The organism is Exiguobacterium aurantiacum DSM 6208, from assembly GCF_000702585.1.
In the GTDB taxonomy this organism is placed as follows: domain Bacteria; phylum Bacillota; class Bacilli; order Exiguobacteriales; family Exiguobacteriaceae; genus Exiguobacterium; species Exiguobacterium aurantiacum.
Window position 1 is genome coordinate 2,202,270 of the sequence record NZ_JNIQ01000001.1, and the last position, 17,247, is coordinate 2,219,516.

At 53.5% G+C, this 17,247-nt stretch carries 18 protein-coding genes; all 18 read right to left on the minus strand.

The features are described from left to right. The 18 genes from P398_RS0111650 to sucC all read right to left on the minus strand — a co-directional run bounded on the left by P398_RS0111650 (nt 1) and on the right by sucC (nt 17,192). Nucleotides 1–591 (minus strand): MotE family protein, encoded by a 591-nt coding sequence (locus tag P398_RS0111650; protein ID WP_235263365.1) that lies wholly within the window; start codon nt 589–591, stop codon nt 1–3. Further along, complete coding sequence (locus P398_RS0111655) at nt 554–988, minus strand: flagellar FliJ family protein (RefSeq protein WP_024370105.1); 435 nt, start codon at nt 986–988, stop codon at nt 554–556. Before P398_RS0111655 ends, P398_RS0111650 begins: the two co-directional genes overlap by 38 nt. Then, a complete protein-coding gene (gene fliI, locus P398_RS0111660) occupies nt 985–2,304 on the minus strand; it encodes a flagellar protein export ATPase FliI (RefSeq protein WP_024370104.1) in 1,320 nt (439 codons plus the stop codon). The genes P398_RS0111655 and fliI overlap by 4 nt, the downstream gene beginning before the upstream one ends. Then, nucleotides 2,291–3,013, minus strand: coding sequence for a FliH/SctL family protein (locus P398_RS0111665; protein ID WP_029335392.1), 723 nt, complete (start codon nt 3,011–3,013; stop codon nt 2,291–2,293). Before P398_RS0111665 ends, fliI begins: the two co-directional genes overlap by 14 nt. Beyond that, nucleotides 2,997–4,004: a flagellar motor switch protein FliG gene (fliG, locus tag P398_RS0111670; RefSeq protein WP_029335396.1), complete on the minus strand. Its 1,008-nt coding sequence runs from the start codon at nt 4,002–4,004 to the stop codon at nt 2,997–2,999. Before fliG ends, P398_RS0111665 begins: the two co-directional genes overlap by 17 nt. A 5-nt stretch (nt 4,005–4,009) precedes the next feature. Further along, nucleotides 4,010–5,578 carry a flagellar basal-body MS-ring/collar protein FliF gene (fliF, locus tag P398_RS0111675; protein ID WP_024370101.1) on the minus strand — a complete coding sequence of 523 codons (1,569 nt, stop codon included), beginning with the start codon at nt 5,576–5,578 and terminating at the stop codon, nt 4,010–4,012. 21 nt (nt 5,579–5,599) lie between these two features. Further along, a complete protein-coding gene (gene fliE, locus P398_RS0111680) occupies nt 5,600–5,884 on the minus strand; it encodes a flagellar hook-basal body complex protein FliE (protein ID WP_024370100.1) in 285 nt (94 codons plus the stop codon). A gap of 13 nt (nt 5,885–5,897) precedes the next feature. Then, a complete protein-coding gene (gene flgC / locus P398_RS0111685; RefSeq protein ID WP_024370099.1) occupies nt 5,898–6,329 on the minus strand; it encodes a flagellar basal body rod protein FlgC in 432 nt (143 codons plus the stop codon). Nucleotides 6,330–6,331: 2 nt separating this feature from the next. Beyond that, entirely contained in the window at nt 6,332–6,700 is a 369-nt protein-coding gene (gene flgB, locus P398_RS0111690; protein ID WP_024370098.1) for a flagellar basal body rod protein FlgB, read from the minus strand. Nucleotides 6,701–6,972: 272 nt separating this feature from the next. Beyond that, the gene (gene codY / locus P398_RS0111695; protein WP_024370097.1) at nt 6,973–7,752 is read right to left on the minus strand and encodes a GTP-sensing pleiotropic transcriptional regulator CodY; all 780 of its coding nucleotides are present in this window, start codon (nt 7,750–7,752) and stop codon (nt 6,973–6,975) included. 37 nt (nt 7,753–7,789) lie between these two features. Beyond that, a complete protein-coding gene (hslU, locus tag P398_RS0111700) occupies nt 7,790–9,160 on the minus strand; it encodes an ATP-dependent protease ATPase subunit HslU (protein ID WP_024370096.1) in 1,371 nt (456 codons plus the stop codon). Continuing rightward, nucleotides 9,157–9,705, minus strand: a complete 549-nt coding sequence (hslV, locus tag P398_RS0111705; RefSeq protein ID WP_024370095.1) for an ATP-dependent protease subunit HslV — start codon at nt 9,703–9,705, stop codon at nt 9,157–9,159. The genes hslU and hslV overlap by 4 nt, the downstream gene beginning before the upstream one ends. Nucleotides 9,706–9,716: 11 nt before the next feature. Further along, on the minus strand, nt 9,717–10,598 hold the full coding sequence (locus P398_RS0111710) for a tyrosine recombinase XerC (RefSeq protein ID WP_024370094.1): 882 nt from the start codon (nt 10,596–10,598) through the stop codon (nt 9,717–9,719). A gap of 186 nt (nt 10,599–10,784) precedes the next feature. Next, on the minus strand, nt 10,785–12,092 hold the full coding sequence (gene trmFO / locus P398_RS0111715) for an FADH(2)-oxidizing methylenetetrahydrofolate--tRNA-(uracil(54)-C(5))-methyltransferase TrmFO (protein ID WP_029335398.1): 1,308 nt from the start codon (nt 12,090–12,092) through the stop codon (nt 10,785–10,787). A gap of 2 nt (nt 12,093–12,094) precedes the next feature. Further along, nucleotides 12,095–14,191: a type I DNA topoisomerase gene (topA, locus tag P398_RS0111720; protein ID WP_029335400.1), complete on the minus strand. Its 2,097-nt coding sequence runs from the start codon at nt 14,189–14,191 to the stop codon at nt 12,095–12,097. A 65-nt stretch (nt 14,192–14,256) separates the two neighbouring features. Continuing rightward, nucleotides 14,257–15,045: a DNA-processing protein DprA gene (gene dprA / locus P398_RS0111725; RefSeq protein WP_034799220.1), complete on the minus strand. Its 789-nt coding sequence runs from the start codon at nt 15,043–15,045 to the stop codon at nt 14,257–14,259. Between the two features lie 56 nt (nt 15,046–15,101). Beyond that, entirely contained in the window at nt 15,102–16,019 is a 918-nt protein-coding gene (sucD, locus tag P398_RS0111730) for a succinate--CoA ligase subunit alpha (RefSeq protein WP_029335403.1), read from the minus strand. 12 nt (nt 16,020–16,031) lie between these two features. Next, nucleotides 16,032–17,192: an ADP-forming succinate--CoA ligase subunit beta gene (gene sucC / locus P398_RS0111735; protein WP_029335405.1), complete on the minus strand. Its 1,161-nt coding sequence runs from the start codon at nt 17,190–17,192 to the stop codon at nt 16,032–16,034. Nucleotides 17,193–17,247 lie beyond the last annotated feature (55 nt).

The following is a 17,247-nucleotide window of genomic DNA, read 5'->3' on the forward strand; positions in this document are numbered from 1 at the left end:
CTACTGGAGCAACTGGGTGACAACGGCTGCCCGTTGCGCATCCATCCGCCCTAATATGTCGGCTTGTTGCTTTGGCGACAATTGTTTTAACAGATTGGCCACTTGCGGGCTTTCAAGCTCGTTCATGATGGCCGCCGCCTGTTTGGCCGACATTTCTTCATACACACGTGACACGTCCGAGGTCGTCTCTTCCGTTGCGGCCGCGGCGCTCAATTCGGTTAACAGACGGTCTCGCTCTTTGATGAGACGGGACACTTCCTCTTGGCGCGCCTTCACCTCATTCGTCAGCTCGACGTTCTCGCCGCGAAGTTTCTCGATTTCAGCGTTCGCGACTTTCAAGCGATTCGACGCGTCCGAATCGATCCCCGTCACGTTGACGTTCTTCTCGACCGGGCGCTCTTCTTTGATTTCGAGGAACGGTACCGACATGAGCGGACGGTCCATCGCGTAGTTCATGACGACGATGCCTCCGACGAGTAGGAAAATCGCCGGGACGAGGACAAGAGCGACTAACAACTGCACCCCGCGCTTATTGTTCTCTTTTTCCATCAGCTTACTTCCCTTTCCCGTGATGAATGACTGCCAGTTCATCAATAAAGTGTTGCTCCGTCAATTTTGAAACAGCCACTTCGTGCTGGCTCGCTTTTTCATGGAGCGTCACGTACTTCTTCTCCTCGACGACTTTCCCGAGCAGTCGCTCTTGAGCCAAGTGATATCGATTACGTGACTGTTGGACGACGAGTTGTTGTGTCTCGATTTGTCGTTTCAATTGTTCGCGTGCTTTCTCACGATATTGAGACATGAGCAAATCGATGACACCTTCCTGTTCGTCTTGACTCTTCATGAGCGTCTCGTATGTCACGACGAGACGATACAGCTCCTCCATGTCGCCCTCAAGGCGCGCCTTGAGCCCTCTCACTTCGGTCGCCGTCTCTTCTTTCGCGTGTTCGGCGATCGGCATGATGCGTTCTAGTAATAACCTGTTCATGATTCACCTCTTGCGATTTGGGCCAGACGATCGAGCGTCTGCTCGAACGATGCCTCTTCTTCAATCGACTGCTTTAAAAATGTGAGCAGTCGCGGATATTGATCAATGGCCGTATCGATGGCCGGGTTCGTCCCTTTTTTGTACGCTCCGATGTTGATCAAGTCCTCGGCGTCCAAATACGTGGCGAGCCAGCTCCGAAATGTTATCGCGCTCTCCCGATGCGCGGGTGAGGCGATCTGGTTCATGACCCGACTGATCGACTTCAAGACATGGATGGCCGGGAACTGGCCACGGTTGGCAAGTGCTCGGTCCATGACGAAGTGACCGTCGAGGATCCCCCGTACCGCATCGGCGATCGGTTCGTTCATATCGTCCCCATCGACGAGCACCGTGTAGAACGCAGTGATCGAGCCCGCCACGGCCGTGCCACTCCGTTCAAGCAGTTGCGGCAACATCGCGAAGACTGACGGCGTGTACCCTTTCGACGTCGGTGGCTCACCGGTCGCCAGGCCGATCTCTCGTTGCGCCATGGCGAAGCGGGTCACCGAGTCCATCATCAACACGACTTCTTTCCCTTCGTCTCTGAAGTACTCGGCGATCGCTGTCGCCGTGTAGGCGCCTTTCAACCGGACGAGCGGGGGCTGATCGCTCGTCGCCACGATAACGATCGAACGGGCCATCCCTTCCGGTCCAAGTTCGTTTTCAATGAATTCCTTCACTTCCCGGCCACGCTCCCCAATCAAGGCGATGACGTTAATATCAGCCGAAGACCGTTTGGCGATCATCCCGAGCAACGTCGATTTCCCGACCCCGGAACCAGCGAACAGTCCGACCCGCTGCCCTTTGCCGACAGTCAACAGACCGTCGATAATACGGACACCGGTCGATAGACTGTCCAAAATGCGCGGCCGTTCGAGCGGGTTCGGCGGCTTGCGCAACACGTCATAACGTTTCACGGTAGCCGGAGCTTCACCCGATAGCGGACGACCGAGCCCGTCTAACACTTGACCGATCAGTTCAAAGCCGACCGGAACTTGGAGCATACGACCGGTCCCTTTGACGATGCAGCCCGGAGCGATCTGTGTCGTCTCCCCGTACGGCATGAGGAGCACTCGCTCTTCGTTGAACCCGACGACTTCGGCCTCGACGGACTGTCCGGCCGGTAATTCGATCAGACATCTTTCACCGACAAAGGCACTCGGTCCGTTCGATTCGATCATAAGTCCGACGACTCGGCAAACACGGCCGACTTTACGCACGTACTCGTCTTCCGGTGAGCGCGCCAACGTTGCGGCGACGCGTTCAATAAGCGCCATCGGCCAAGACCTCCTCGATGTTAGAGCGGATCCGTTCCAAACTGTACGACAAATCGAGTTCAGTGCCGTGTTGCGGCGTCTCGATGCGGACACTCGTCTCTGACAAGCTCGCGTCCGCCCGATATTTCAGCAGTGGCGTCTGTTCAGACCGCCACGTCGACTCGAACCGTTGAATCGAGGCGAGACGAGTCGGATGGACATAAACCGTCAACGACTCGGCATCTAATTCTCGGAGCAGTTGTTGGCGAATCATATCAGCGAATAACGTCTCTTCTTTACGCACGAGGTCGGTCGTCAACTTGGCGCCGACTTCGACGGCGAGGGCGACGAGGTGCTGTTCGGCTGAACGCCACTTGTCGTCGTATAGTCGTTCGAGTTCGACGAGCACGGTGTTCAACCGTGTCGTCAATTCTTCGAACTCTGCCTTCCCTTCCGTCTGGCCTTGCGCGAAACCGGCAGCACGACCTTCTTCGTACGCAGCCGCAAGCGTGTCGTCCTTCAGACGCTCTAACGCTTCTTGTGAGGCGTGTAAGCGTTCGTTGGCTGCGGCTTCTTCTTGCTTGAGTTTTTCATAGCGGTCTGCGATCTCTGACTCGTGATCGACTTCGGGTAATACATCGACCGTCTCAAATAACGGCTTCGAGTCGATCCGTTGCGGTCGGAGCGAGGTCGCACGCCCTCGTTTGATCACACTAGACAACGATGTCATCTCCTCCGCCGCGGCTGATCACGATTTCTCCGACGTCTTCTAGGCGACGGATGATGCCGACGATTCGGCTTTGCGCCTCTTCGACGTCACGCAACCGGACAGGCCCCATGAATTCCATATCTTCTTTGAACGTATCGACCATACGTTGTGACATGTTTTTGAAGATGACTTGTTTGACTTCTTCGGACGACACTTTGAGGGCGAGCAGTAAATCGTCGTTTGCGACTTCGCGAATGATTCGTTGAATCGCCCGCGAGTCGAGCGTGACGATGTCTTCGAAGACGAACATCCGCTTCTTGATTTCTTCGGCCAGTTCCGGGTCTTCGATCTCGAGCGCGTCGAGTATCGTTCGTTCTGTCGTGCGGTCGACGCCGTTGAGCACTTCGACCACAGCTTCGATGCCTCCAGACTGCGCATAATCCTGCATGTCGGTTTGCGACAAGTTCTTCTCAAGGATCTGTTCGACTTCATGGATGACGTCCGGATTGAGACGGTCCATCGTGGCGATCCGCTTGGCGACTTCCGATTGAATCTCGGGCGGTAGTTCGGACAAGATTTGACCAGATTTGACCGGCTCGAGATGCGCCAAAATCAAAGCGATCGTCTGAGGATGCTCGTTCTGGATGAAGTTCAAAAGTTGTTTCGGATCGGCTTTACGCGCGAACTCGAACGGTCGGACTTGAAGCGTCGACGTGAGACGATGGATGAGTGCCATCGCCTTCTCTTCGCCGACCGCTTTTTCGAGCACCGTTTTCGCGAACCCGATGCCCCCTTGCGTAATATAGCTCTGCGCCATGGCGAGTTCATGAAACTCTCCCATGATCGCTTCTTTTTGTTCAGAAGACACTTTCTTCAATGCCGAGATTTGAAGCGTCAACTGTTCCATCTCTTCTTCGGACAAATGCTTGTAGACGCTCGACGCCACTTCCGGTCCGAGCGAGATCATGAGCATCGCCGCTTTTTCTCGGTTCGATTGTTTTGCATAGTTCACGGTACTCACTCCTCAGACATCCAAGTGCGAAGAAGCTTGGCAAATTCCTCTGGGTTGCTCTCCGCCAATTTCTCCAACTGTTTCTTCTTGACGGCGCCTTCGCCCCGCTCTTCGAGGTCGAGGTCCGGCACTTCGTCCTCATACGGTACTTCCCATTCGTTCGTCTCGCTGAGCGGTTCTTCTTTCCGTTTCCGGAGTGCGAAGAACACGAGCGCGAGCAACAGGACGGCACCGGCCGCAGCCGCATACATCCACCATTGCGTCGGTTGCTCGACAGCAGCCGCCTCTTGCGTCTCGGCGAATGGCCGTGAGACGACGACAACTTTTTGTTCGAGTTCGGCCTCGGTGAGCGCCTCGCCCGTCTTCGCGAGCGACGTCCGGATGATCGAGTACATCATCGTTTCAAGGTCGCCTTCAAGCTGCGGGTCAATCGTCGTCGCACCGTTCGGTGGTTCGACGATGAGCTGGACGCCAAGGTCGCGAATCGTATACGGTGCATTTTGAATTTGTTTCGTGATGCGGTTCACTTCATAGTTGATGATCTCATGGTTCTTCTCGCTCTCTTCGGTCCCGTTCCCGGTCGCAGCTGGGAAGTTGACGGTATCGTTCTCAGCCGTTCCCGCCGCAGTCGTCGTCCCGGTACCGCCCGTGTACGCTTCAGCGATCCGTTCGGCGGACGTGACGATTCCTTCCATGTTGTCTTCGTTGACCGGTGTGACAAGATTTTGCTCTTCTGCCGTCTGGGTCGTGTCGATGTCCGCCGTCACCGAGACGAGGACACTTCGTTCCCCGAGCAGGACGGACAACATCTGTTGGATCTGTTGGCGGACATCTTTCTCGACTTGGCGTTTCAAGGCGAGCGGGTCAGACGAACCGCCACCGGCCATTGTCGATTGGTCCAAATCGTAATACGTGAAGTATTGGTCCATGACCGAGATGTTCTCCGGTTTCAAGTTCGGCACACTCTTGCTGATCAAGTGGTACAACCCTTTGATCGTCGCTGGCTCTAAATTCATGCCGGCCCCGAGGTTTAAGACGATTGACGCCGTCGGCTCCCCTTGGTCTTCAGCCAAGAACACCGATTTTTCCGGCAAAGAAATGATGACTTTCGCTTGGTTGATGCCTTCGATTTGCGTGATCAATCGTTCGAGCTCGGTTTGCATCGCACTCCGTTCGATCACGGCCATTTCCCGGTCGGTCGTTCCAAATCCGGCGTTGTCACTGAAGAAGCTGTAATCGATGGCGCCCGATTTTGGGATGCCGGCTGCCGCCAAGTTTACTTTCAACTGGTCGACCCGTTCACTCGGCACATAGACGCTCACACCGTTCGACGTCGCCTTGATTTCCGACTTCACCCCGTCGGCCGTCAATTTTTCCGTCACTTCTCCGGCTTCTTGCGCTGACAAGTTGGTGTATAGCGGCGCCATATTCGGTCGAGCGAGTAACATGGTGAGGATCACCGCGACGAGAAGTACGCCGGCGATGACGATGCCCCAAAAGATTTTTCGGTTCGCAGGCATCTCCTTGATCGAACCGGTCAGTGAACTGAATCGTTCTTTTAACTTTTCATTCATCGCAACTCGTCATCCTCTACATTAAACTTGCATTCGCATCATTTCTTGATAAGCTTCGACAGCTTTGTTCCGCACCTCTATCGCGAGTTGCATCGCAATCGACGACTCTTCGCTTTGAATCATCACTTGGTGAAGGTCGGCCTTACCGACGGCCAAGTCAGCCCGAGCCGCGCTCGTCGCTTGTTGCACGTCGTTCAGCGACCGCATCGCTTCGTTCAAGTATGATCCAAACTGAGATGGGGTATCCTTCACACTCGGAAGCGTGGTCGGTTGCGTCCCAATCATTGAAACCGGATTAATCTGCATATGTTGTCACTCCTTATCCTTTACCAATTTCCATCGCTTTGACGAGCATCGCTTTCGTCGCATTCATTGCGGCGATATTCGCCTCATACGAACGAGTGGCGCCCATCAAGTCGACCATCTCTTTTAGTAAATCCACGTTCGGCAATTGCACGTACCCTCGTTCGTCCGCGTCGGGATGGCTCGGGTCGTAAGACAACTTGTACGGGGCTTCGTCCTCGACGATGCGTGCGACTTGCACCCCGCCCTTCACGGCGCCCGCCAGTTGTTTCTGGAACGGCGCTTCCTGCAACACCGTCATCTTACGCGTATACGGTTGCCACTCCCCATCGACGAGCTTACCGCGCGTCGTCTGGGCGTTGGCAATGTTTGCCGACACGGTGTCCATACGTAGTCGCTGTGACGTCAATGCCGTCGCCGATATATGAAAACTATCGAACATGCCCATCGTTAACGACCTCCTCGGATCACAGTCTTCAATCCGCCGAGCCGACGGTTGAGCTGCTCCATCATCGCCTCATATTGCAACTGATTGCGGGCCAACTCGCTCATCTCGAAATCGAGGTCAACGTTGTTCCCGTCACTTCGCATCGCGCCACCGGCACGATCCACGACTTGTGTGCCCGCCCGTTCACTCGGACGCCCACCGGCAAGTTTCAGGCGCATCTCGTTCGACAACGTCTGTTCGAAGACGGCTTGCTTCGCCCGGAAGTTCGGGGTATCAATATTCGACAAATTATGACTGATTACTTTTTGGTTCATGACCGAATGGTTGATTGCTTGCTTCATCAATTGATAGTCGGTGCCAATCCAGTTCATGCGGCTCACTCACTTTCTCATAAAGATGCATGTATATACCTTATTTGGAAATTCTACTATTACATTGAAACAAATCTGTAACAGTTCTGAAAGATATTTTTATTAAAACAGGTAAATGCTGTTCCCTCTTTTTGTCGAATTTACGACATATTCTGAAAATAATTACTTTTGCACTAAAAAACCCGTTCTTTCCTCAGAAAGAACGGGTTTATATACCTAATGCTCAGTCTAACTAAGCGTTATCACGCTTTTATAGAAAGAATTAGACTATTTCAATTCGATTTCAGCTTCTGTAATTCGAACAAGAAATTATCATTCAATATCTTAATATACGTTCCTTTCATTCCAAGCGAACGTGATTCAATGACACCGGCACTCTCGAGTTTACGAAGTGCGTTGACGATGACCGAACGAGTAATTCCCACTCTATCGGCAATTTTGGAAGCGACTAACAGTCCTTCGTTACCACCGAGTTCTTCGAAAATGTGCTCGATCGCCTCAAGCTCCGAATACGAGAGGGAGTTGATTGCCATTTGCACAACCGCTTTCTTCCGAGCTGACGCCTCAGCTTCTGCTGCCTTCTCACGAAGAATTTCCATCCCTACGACCGTCGCGCTGTATTCTGCGAGCACGAGGTCGTCTTGGGTGAACTCGTTGTTCAAACGACCGAGCACGAGTGTGCCGAGACGTTCACCTCCACCGATAATCGGGACGATCGTCGTTTTCGACTCGAGGAAAAGTTCACGGTTCTCAACCGGGAAAGCTGTATACTCGCTGTCGATGTCGATGTTTTCCGTCGTCTCTTTCACGTTAAACAAGTTCGACGCGTACGGTTCTGGGAACTGACGGTCGACGAGAAACGCCTTCATCCGCTCGTTCTCGATTTGTTGTTTGATCGCGAAGCCGAGCAGACGGCCGCGGCGGCTGACGATGAACGTGTTCGCTTCGAGCACTTCACGCATCTTGTCGGCCATTTCTTTAAAGTCAACGTGTGCGCTCGCCTCTTGTTGAAGCATCGTGTTCAATTGTCGTGTTTTATCTAGTAAGTTCATAATTCTAATTTTCCTCCCTGTATGTGCATACAGAATCTTATAGTATATATTGGCTAAGGTCTCGATCTTCCGCGATCGAGCCGACTTTCTCTTTGACATATGCTGGTGTGATTTGAACGCTCGTCTGCGGCATATCGGCCGCCTCGAACGACAAGTCCTCGAGCACGCGCTCCATGATCGTATACAAGCGACGCGCGCCGATGTCATCGGTCTCCCGGTTGACGTGCGTGGCAATCTTCGCAATCTCTTCAATCGCCTCATGCGTGAACTCGACACCAATTTCTTCAGACTCGAGCAAAGCTGTGTACTGTTTGATGAGCGCCTGTGACGGTTCCGTCAAAATCTTCACGAAATCCTCTTCGGTCAGGCTGCTCAACTCGACACGAATCGGGAAACGTCCTTGAAGTTCTGGAATCAGATCGGACGGTTTCGCCATATGGAACGCGCCGGCTGCGATGAAGAGGACATGGTCCGTCTTGACCGGTCCGTATTTCGTGACGACCGTCGAACCTTCGACGATCGGCAAGATGTCACGTTGCACCCCTTCACGGGAGACGCCAGCGTGATCTTGTGACTTCGTGGCAATCTTATCGATCTCATCGACGAAAATGATCCCCATCTGTTCACTGCGCTGCACGGCCTCGTCGTGAACTTCATTCATGTCGAGTAAGTTCTCCGCCTCTTCAGCGACGATGAGCGGTCTGGCCTCCCGGACAGGAAGCTTTCGTTTTTTCCGTTTTTTCGGGACGATTTGGCCGAGCATGTCTTGCAGGTTCGACAATCCTTCCATCCCTTGACCTTGGAACAAATCGACGGTCTGCTTCTCTTCGAGGTTAACCTCGATCAAACGATCTTCCAACTCACCGAGCTCGAGTAAACGGCGTAGCTGTGAGCGGTCAGACGCATGCTCTGTCGATGGTTCTTGCGGCTTTTGGGCTTGCCCGCCGAACAACGCCTCAAACGGGTTGGCCGTGGTCGGTTCGGCTTTCGCCTTTCCTTGCAACGCATCAAGAATACGTTCTGTCGCAGCGGCCTCCGCCTCGTCTTTCACACCTTCCTTCTTGTCTTCTTTGACAAGACGTACGGATGCCTCGACGAGGTCTCGCACCATCGATTCGACGTCACGGCCGACGTAACCGACCTCGGTGAACTTCGTCGCCTCGACTTTAATGAATGGTGCTCCGACTAGTTTGGCTAGCCGACGAGCGATCTCGGTCTTCCCGACGCCGGTCGGTCCGATCATTAAGATGTTTTTCGGCGTGACTTCGTCGCGCAGGTCCGCACTCAACTTTTGACGGCGATAGCGGTTGCGAAGCGCGATCGCGACTGCCCGCTTCGCATCTTTTTGTCCGATGACGAACCGGTCTAGCTCCGACACGATTTGGCGTGGTGTCAATTCACGTTTCATTTTGAATCGCCTCCGATCGTTTCTACGATGACTTGGTCGTTCGTATAGACGCACAACTCGCCGGCAATCTCGAGGGCGGCCCGAGCAATCTCCTCGGCCGATTTCTCCGGTGAGTGGCGGACGAGCGCCCGGCCGGCCGCGAGGGCGTAGTTCCCTCCCGAACCGATCGCAAGAATCCCATCATCCGGTTCGATGACCTCACCGTTTCCGGAGACGAGCAATAGATGTTCGTCGTCCATGACGATGAGCAACGCCTCGAGTTGACGAAGCATCTTGTCACCGCGCCACTCTTTCGCGAGTTCGACAGCCGCTCGAGGGAGATTCCCATTATACATCTCTAGCTTCGATTCGAACTTCTCGAACAGGGTGAACGCATCAGCGACGCTTCCGGCAAATCCGGCCACAACTTTCCCGCCATAGAGCCGGCGTACTTTCTTTGCCTTGTTCTTCATGATGACGGCGTTACCGAGCGTGACTTGCCCGTCGCCGCTCATCGCGCCTTTGCCTTCGTGACGGACAGCGAAAATCGTTGTTGCATGGAACATAGTATGACCCCCTACTTTCTCGGATGTGTAGCTTGATAGACCGCCCGCAACCGTTCAGTCGACACGTGGGTATATCTGCCTGTCGTCGACAACGACTCATGGCCGAGCAGTTCTTGTACGGCACGCAGGTCCGCACCACGCTCGAGCATGTCGGTCGCGAAACTGTGACGGAGCGAGTGCGGCGTCAACGGCTTCTGAAGACCGCCGCGTTTTCTAAGCCGCTTCATCACATAACGAATTTGGTCTGTTGTCACTCGATTCCCTTTTTGACTGAGAAATAAAGCCGTTTCATGTGCCTCGACGTGCGCTTCCCGTACTTGCAAGTAGCGGTCGAGCGCCTCCTTGGCGTACTGACCGATCGGAACGTAGCGCTCTTTCTTCCCTTTTCCGACAACGTGAACGAAAGAGAGCGAGGCATCGTACGACGAAACGTCCATCCCGCACAGCTCGGCGACACGGATGCCGGTGCCGTACAACATCTCAATGATGGCGACGTCCCGTGCCTGAAGAAACGGGTCGTTCTCCTCTGCTGCCACGATGAGCAATTGTTCGACCTCACTCGGCACGGCAAAAGTCGGGATCGTCTTGCGGCGTTTCGGTGACGTCAAGCCATGAAACAGCGGCTCGCCCCCGGTCTCACGTGCGACGAACTTCCCGAACTGTTTCAGGCAAGACACTTTTTGCGACACGGTCGATGCCGCGGCCTCGGCCTCATAAAGCGCATATAAATAACGCCGCGCCGACTCCACATCATACGGTTCGAGATGTGTCGCTTGGCAATATGCGGCGTACTGGTCGAGCGTCTGCTCGTAAGAGCGTTTCGTGTGAGGCGACAGTCGTCGTTCGACTTGGCAATAGCGTAAAAATGATTGTTGATCCTCAACGAATCCCATCCTCTCGCCCCCTCAATTTCGGCTTAAAAACGCATGTTCCCGTCAAATCGAAATTAGCATAGCATACAGAATCGGAGGTGACAATAGAAACCCCTTCAATAATCTGAAAATTTTCAAAGTGTTGTACAAATTACACAATTGAAATTTAAATTCAAAAAAAAAGAGCCAAAAAATGGCTCCTTCCCCTTAAATCTCTTTAAACTGTTGAATCGTTTCAAGGGCACGATTCGCATACTTCTCGTAACGTTCTTGTTTCTTCATTTTCTTCGGCGCATCTTCGAGGGAAGGCACGAGACCGAAGTTGGCGTTCATCGGTTGGAAATGCTTACCGTCCGTTGTCGTGATGTAATGCGCCATCGATCCGAGCATCGTCTCACGCGGGAGAACGACGAGTTCTTCCCCTTGAATCAGTTTCGCTGCGTTGATCCCGGCGAGGAGACCTGAAGCGGCCGATTCCACGTAGCCTTCGACGCCTGTCATTTGTCCTGCGAAGAAGAGCGTATCACGCGTGCGCGCCTGATACGTCGGCTTCAACAAGTTCGGCGAGTTAATGAACGTGTTCCGGTGCATGACACCGTAGCGGACGATCTCAGCGTTCTCAAGACCAGGGATGAGCTGGATGATGCGCTTTTGTTCGCCCCACTTCAAGTGTGTCTGGAAACCGACCAAGTTGAAGAGCGTACCTGCCGAGTTGTCTTGACGGAGCTGGACGACCGCGTGCGGACGTTTGCCCGTTTTCGGGTCTTCGAGCCCGACCGGTTTCATCGGTCCGAACAGAAGCGTCTTCTTGCCGCGTTGTGCGATCACCTCGAACGGCATACACCCTTCGAAGTAAATCTCTTTCTCGAACTCTTTGAACGGAACGACTTCGGCTTTGACGAGTTCCTCATAGAAGACGTCGAACTCTTCTTCTGTCATCGGACAGTTCAGATAAGCCGCTTCTCCTTTGTCATACCGTGATTTCAAGTAGACTTTCTCCCGGTCGATCGTCTCGCCGTCAAGAATCGGCGCGGCCGCATCGTAGAAGTACAAGTAGTCTTCCCCAGTGAACGCTTTGAGCGACGCCGATAAGTCCGGCGACGTGAGCGGCCCGGTCGCCACGATGACGATGCCGTCCGGGATTGCTTGAATCTCTTCGTTATGCACGGTCACGTTCGGGTGGTTCTTCAACGTGTCCGTGACGAACCCGGCAAAGTCGTGGCGGTCGACGGCGAGAGCACCGCCAGCAGGGACGCTTGCCGTATCTGCCGCTTTCAAGATGAGCGAGTCGAGCGTGCGCATCTCTTCTTTCAATACGCCGACTGCATTTTGCAGGCCGTTCGCCCGAAGCGAGTTCGAGCAGACGAGCTCTGCGAATTGGTCGGTATGGTGGGCCGGTGTTTGACGCACCGGTCTCATTTCATATAAGTCGACTTGAATCCCGCGCTTCGCGAGTTGCCAAGCCGCCTCGGAACCGGCAAGGCCGGCCCCGATGACAGTTACACGTTGTGACAATCTTAATCCTCCTCTTGCTGATGTACCTCGGTGTGGGTACAGTTCGTACATTGATATTTCACGCCGTCCTTGATCTTCTTCTCGACCATCATCTTGCCGCATTCTGGACAAGGTTTCGCGACCGGTTTATCCCACGAGACAAACTCGCAGTCCGGATAGTTCGAGCAGCCATAGAACAGGCGACCTTTCTTGCTACGTCGCTCGACGACTTGGCCGTCTTCGCAACTCGGACAAGGGACACCGATTTCGACTTGGACAGGCTTCGTATTCGTACAGTTCGGAAAACCAGAACATGCCATGAACTTGCCGTAACGTCCCATCTTGATGACCATCGGTGATCCACAAATCTCACAGTCGATTCCAGCCGGCTCGTCTTTCACTTCGATTTTCTCGATTTCCTCCTCTGCACGCTTCAATCGCTTCTCGAAACTGCGATAGATCGGTGCCACGACATCGGTCCATTCGACTTCCTCATTCTCGATCGAATCGAGGAGCGTCTCCATGTCAGCCGTGAATTGGACAGTGATGAAATCATTGAAGTACTCGTTGATCATCTCGATGACGAGTTCTCCGAGCTCGGTCGGGACGAACTTCTTCTCTTCTAGCACGACGTAGCCGCGCTTTTGAATCGTATCGAGCGTCGGTGCGTACGTCGACGGACGACCGATGCCGAGCTCTTCCATCGCCCGGACGAGACGTGCTTCCGTATAGCGCGGTGGTGGTTGCGTGAAGTGTTGTTTCGGCTCGATCGTATCGAACGCGACCGTATCATCTACTTCAAGCGGTGGGAGCAACCCTTCTTTCTCGGGGTTCGTGTCCTCGATATCTTCATCTTTCGACTCGATATACACTTTCATGAAACCTGGGAACTTGACGGTCGATCCGTTGGCACGGAAAATCATGCCGTTCGATTCAACATCGATTTTCACCGTGTCCAGTACGGCCGGCGCCATCTGGCTCGCGACGAGGCGCTCCCAGATGAGTTTGTATAACCGGAACTGGTCACGTGACAAGTACGGCTTCATCGTCGCCGGGTCACGCAAAGCGGACGTCGGGCGAATCGCTTCGTGGGCGTCTTGAGCGTTCGTTGCCTTCTTCTCTTTTTGTTTCTGCGATGCGACATACTCTTCGCCGAACGTCGATTCGATGTACGACTTCGCTTCCGCTTTCGCCAAATCAGAGATTCGGGTCGAGTCGGTACGCATGTATGTGATCAAACCGACCGTTCCTTCTTTCTTGCCGAGGTCGATCCCCTCATACAGTTGCTGGGCGAGCATCATCGTCTTCTTGGCCCGGAAGTTGAGCTTACGTGCCGCATCTTGTTGAAGTGAACTCGTCGTGAACGGTAACGATGGATTCCGTTTCCGTTCTTTTTTCGTGACATCGACGACTTTGAACGATTCGCCGATCATCTCGAGCACTTTATCAGCGTCCGCCTCTGTCTTCAGCTCCATCTTCTTCCCGTCTTTCCCGTAGAAAGACGTCTCGAACGTCTCACCGTCATGGTTGAGGGTGAGTTTGATCGTCCAATACTCTTCCGGGTCGAAGGCGTTGATTTCGCGTTCGCGGTCGATGATCATTTTGACGGCTACCGACTGGACACGTCCGGCCGATAGTCCTTTTTTCACTTTCTTCCATAACAATGGACTCATCCCGTATCCGACGAGGCGGTCCAAAATGCGTCGGGCCTGTTGGGCGTCGACGAGATCGTGATTGATTTTTCGTGGGTGTTTGAACGATTCCTTGATGGCATCTTTCGTGATCTCGTTGAAGACGACACGACATTCAGTCGTCTCATCGACTCCGAGCGCACGTGCCAAATGCCATGCGATCGCTTCCCCTTCGCGATCCGGGTCAGCCGCGAGGAATATTTTCGTCGCTTTTTTAGCGGCCGTCTTCAATTCTTTCAAGACCGGCCCTTTTCCACGGATCGTAATATACTTCGGTTCGAAGTCATGCTCGACGTCGACACCGAGTTGACTCTTCGGTAAATCGATGACGTGACCCATCGAGGCCTTGACCGTGTAATTCGATCCTAAATAACGTTTAATTGTCTTTGCTTTCGCAGGTGATTCAACGATCACCAAATATTTTGCCATACATCTGCTCCCCTTTTAGAGGTCATTTAAATCCCTACCATAATATTCATGTTCTCGATGATTTGTCAACGTGCAATCATGAGATCGTTCACAATTTGATCGGGATTCGTCAATGGAATCGCACCTTCTTCGATTAATCGGTTCGGTCCGGCAGCGAGTGGATCGAGCGGGCTTCCCGGCACCGCGAACACCGTCTTTCCTTGCTCGAGTGCGTGACCGACCGTATTCATCGTCCCGCTCTGCTGGCGACTTTGCACGACGACAAGTCGGTCGCCGAGACCGCTGACGAGACGGTTCCGTTCTAAAAATTGAAATTTTTTCACGGGCGTCTCCGGAACGTACTCACTGAGCAACAAACCGTTTCGCTCGATTTTTCCGAACAGTTGTTTATGGGCGGCCGGATAAAGGTGTAAAAATCCAGATCCGAGCACGGCGACGGTCGGACGCTCCCGCGAGAGCGCAAGTTCGTGGACGAGCCCGTCGATGCCGAGCGCCCCCCCTGAAATCGAGACAGTTTCTTCTATTAAAGGATGCAAATAATCGACGAGCGGACGGCTGATTCGATTCAATTCACGACTTCCGACCAATGCGGTCGTTCTTTCTTGTAGTACCTCTAAATCCCCTCGGTAAAACAAGCAGTATGGCGGATTCGGGATGTGGAGCAATCGCTCCGGGAAATTCGGGTCCTCCCACGTGATGAAATGACGGTACGTTTGTGTGCTTTGCAGCGCCCGTTCGATTTTTCTCGATACAGAAGGCGTGGCGCGATACGCAGCATGAGAACCGGACAAGTAGTGATGGACGAACTCGACAGGCAACCGTTCGGCTGCAAAGCGGGCAATTGTTTGATTCATCACAATCTCCTTTATAAGAAAGAGGGATGAAGATTCATCCCTCAGACCGATTCGGCTTACGTCGTCGGTTGGCCCGTGACACAAGCTTCGTATAAACCTTTTTCTTTCAACACGCGGATGAGCGTCTCTCCGATGACAGCTGGTGTCTCGGCGACTTCAATGCCGTTAGCGTTGAGTGTCTTGATTTTCTCGGCTGCCGTTCCTTTGCCGCCCGAGATGATGGCGCCGGCATGGCCCATCCGTTTGCCTTCTGGGGCCGTTTGACCGCCGATGAAGCCGATGACCGGTTTCGTCATGTTCGCCTTCACCCATTCGGCCGCTTCTTCTTCAGCCGTTCCACCGATCTCACCGATCATGATGACCGCTTTCGTATCTTCATCCTCGTTGAACGCTTTGAGCGTGTCGATGAAGTTCGTCCCGTTGACCGGGTCGCCCCCGATGCCGACCGCAGTCGATTGACCGATGCCAGCCGTCGTCAACTGATGGACCGCCTCATACGTGAGTGTCCCTGAACGTGACACGATGCCGACGTGACCTTTCGTGTGGATATAACCTGGCATGATGCCAAGTTTTGCCTCACCTGGTGTGATAATCCCCGGACAGTTCGGACCGATGAGACGGGCCGGCTTGTCTTCGAGATATCGCTTCACTTGGATCATGTCGATCACCGGGATGCCTTCTGTGATACAGATGATCAACTCGATGCCGCTATCCGCCGCTTCCATGATCGAATCCGCCGCAAACGCCGGTGGTACGTAGATGATCGATGCGTTCGCACCAGTCGCTTCGACAGCTTCAGACACCGTGTTGAAGACCGGTACGTTGTCAAGAACGGTCGTGCCGCCTTTGCCTGGTGTGACCCCTCCGACTAGTTTCGTGTTGTACGCCAGCATCTGTTCACCGTGGAACAGACCTTGTTTCCCCGTGATCCCTTGAATGATCACTTTTGTATCTTGATTCGCCCAAATACTCATGTCGTTTCCCCCTTATCGAACGAGTGCCGCGATTTTTTCTGCACCGTCAGCCATCGAGCTCGCCGACGTGATCGCAAGTCCAGATTCATCGAGAATGCGTCGTCCCGCATCCACGTTAGTTCCTTCTAGGCGCACGACGAGTGGCAAGTCGAGCCCAATCTCTTTCGTCGCGGCGACGATACCTTCAGCGATAATGTCGCACTTCATGATTCCTCCGAAGATGTTGACGAAAATACCTTTTACTTGGTCGTCCGACAAGATCAGTTTGAACGCTTCGGTTACTTTTTCTTTCGTCGCACCGCCACCTACGTCGAGGAAGTTGGCGGGTTCGGCGCCGTAGTGCTTGATGATATCCATCGTCGCCATCGCGAGCCCAGCCCCGTTCACGAGGCAACCGATGTTGCCGTCGAGCGCGATATAGCTGAGGTCGTGTTTCGACGCCTCGACTTCACGCGGGTCTTCTTCTGTCGTGTCCCGGAGGTCAACGATGTCCGAATGACGGTAGAGCGCGTTGCTGTCGAAGTTGAGCTTCGCGTCGAGTGCGATGACGTGGCCGTCTTTCGTCGTGACGAGCGGGTTGATTTCCGCGATCGTGCAATCCGTCTCGACGTATACTTTGTACAGTTTCATGACCATGTCACTGAACTTGTTGACGAGTTTTGTCGGTACTTCCATCTTGAACGCGAGTCGGCGGGCCTGGAACGGACGAAGTCCGACGACAGGGTCGACGATTTCCTTATGAATCTTCTCCGGTGTATGTTCAGCGACTTCCTCGATGTCCATACCACCTTCAGATGAACCCATGATGACAATTCGGCCGATCGAACGGTCAAGCACAAGTCCTAAGTAAAATTCTTGATCGATTGCAGAACCTTCTTCAATGTAAAGACGTTGGACGACTTTACCTTCTGGTCCTGTCTGATGCGTGATGAGCGTCTTGCCAAGAATCTCTGCTGCATACTGTTTGACTTCTTCATCCGTCTTCGCAAGTTTGACACCGCCGGCTTTACCGCGGCCCCCTGCGTGGATTTGTGCTTTGACTACTTTCAGTTCGCCGTCAAGCTTGGCGGCGGCGGCAACTGCCTCTTCAACCGTGAACGCCGGATAGCCCGTAGGTACGGCCACACCAAACGCCCGAAGCAGTTCTTTTGCCTGATACTCATGGATATTCATTTCATTTCCCCCTTAGTCCCCTTTAATATCGGCACGTCTATTGTAACGAAAAACT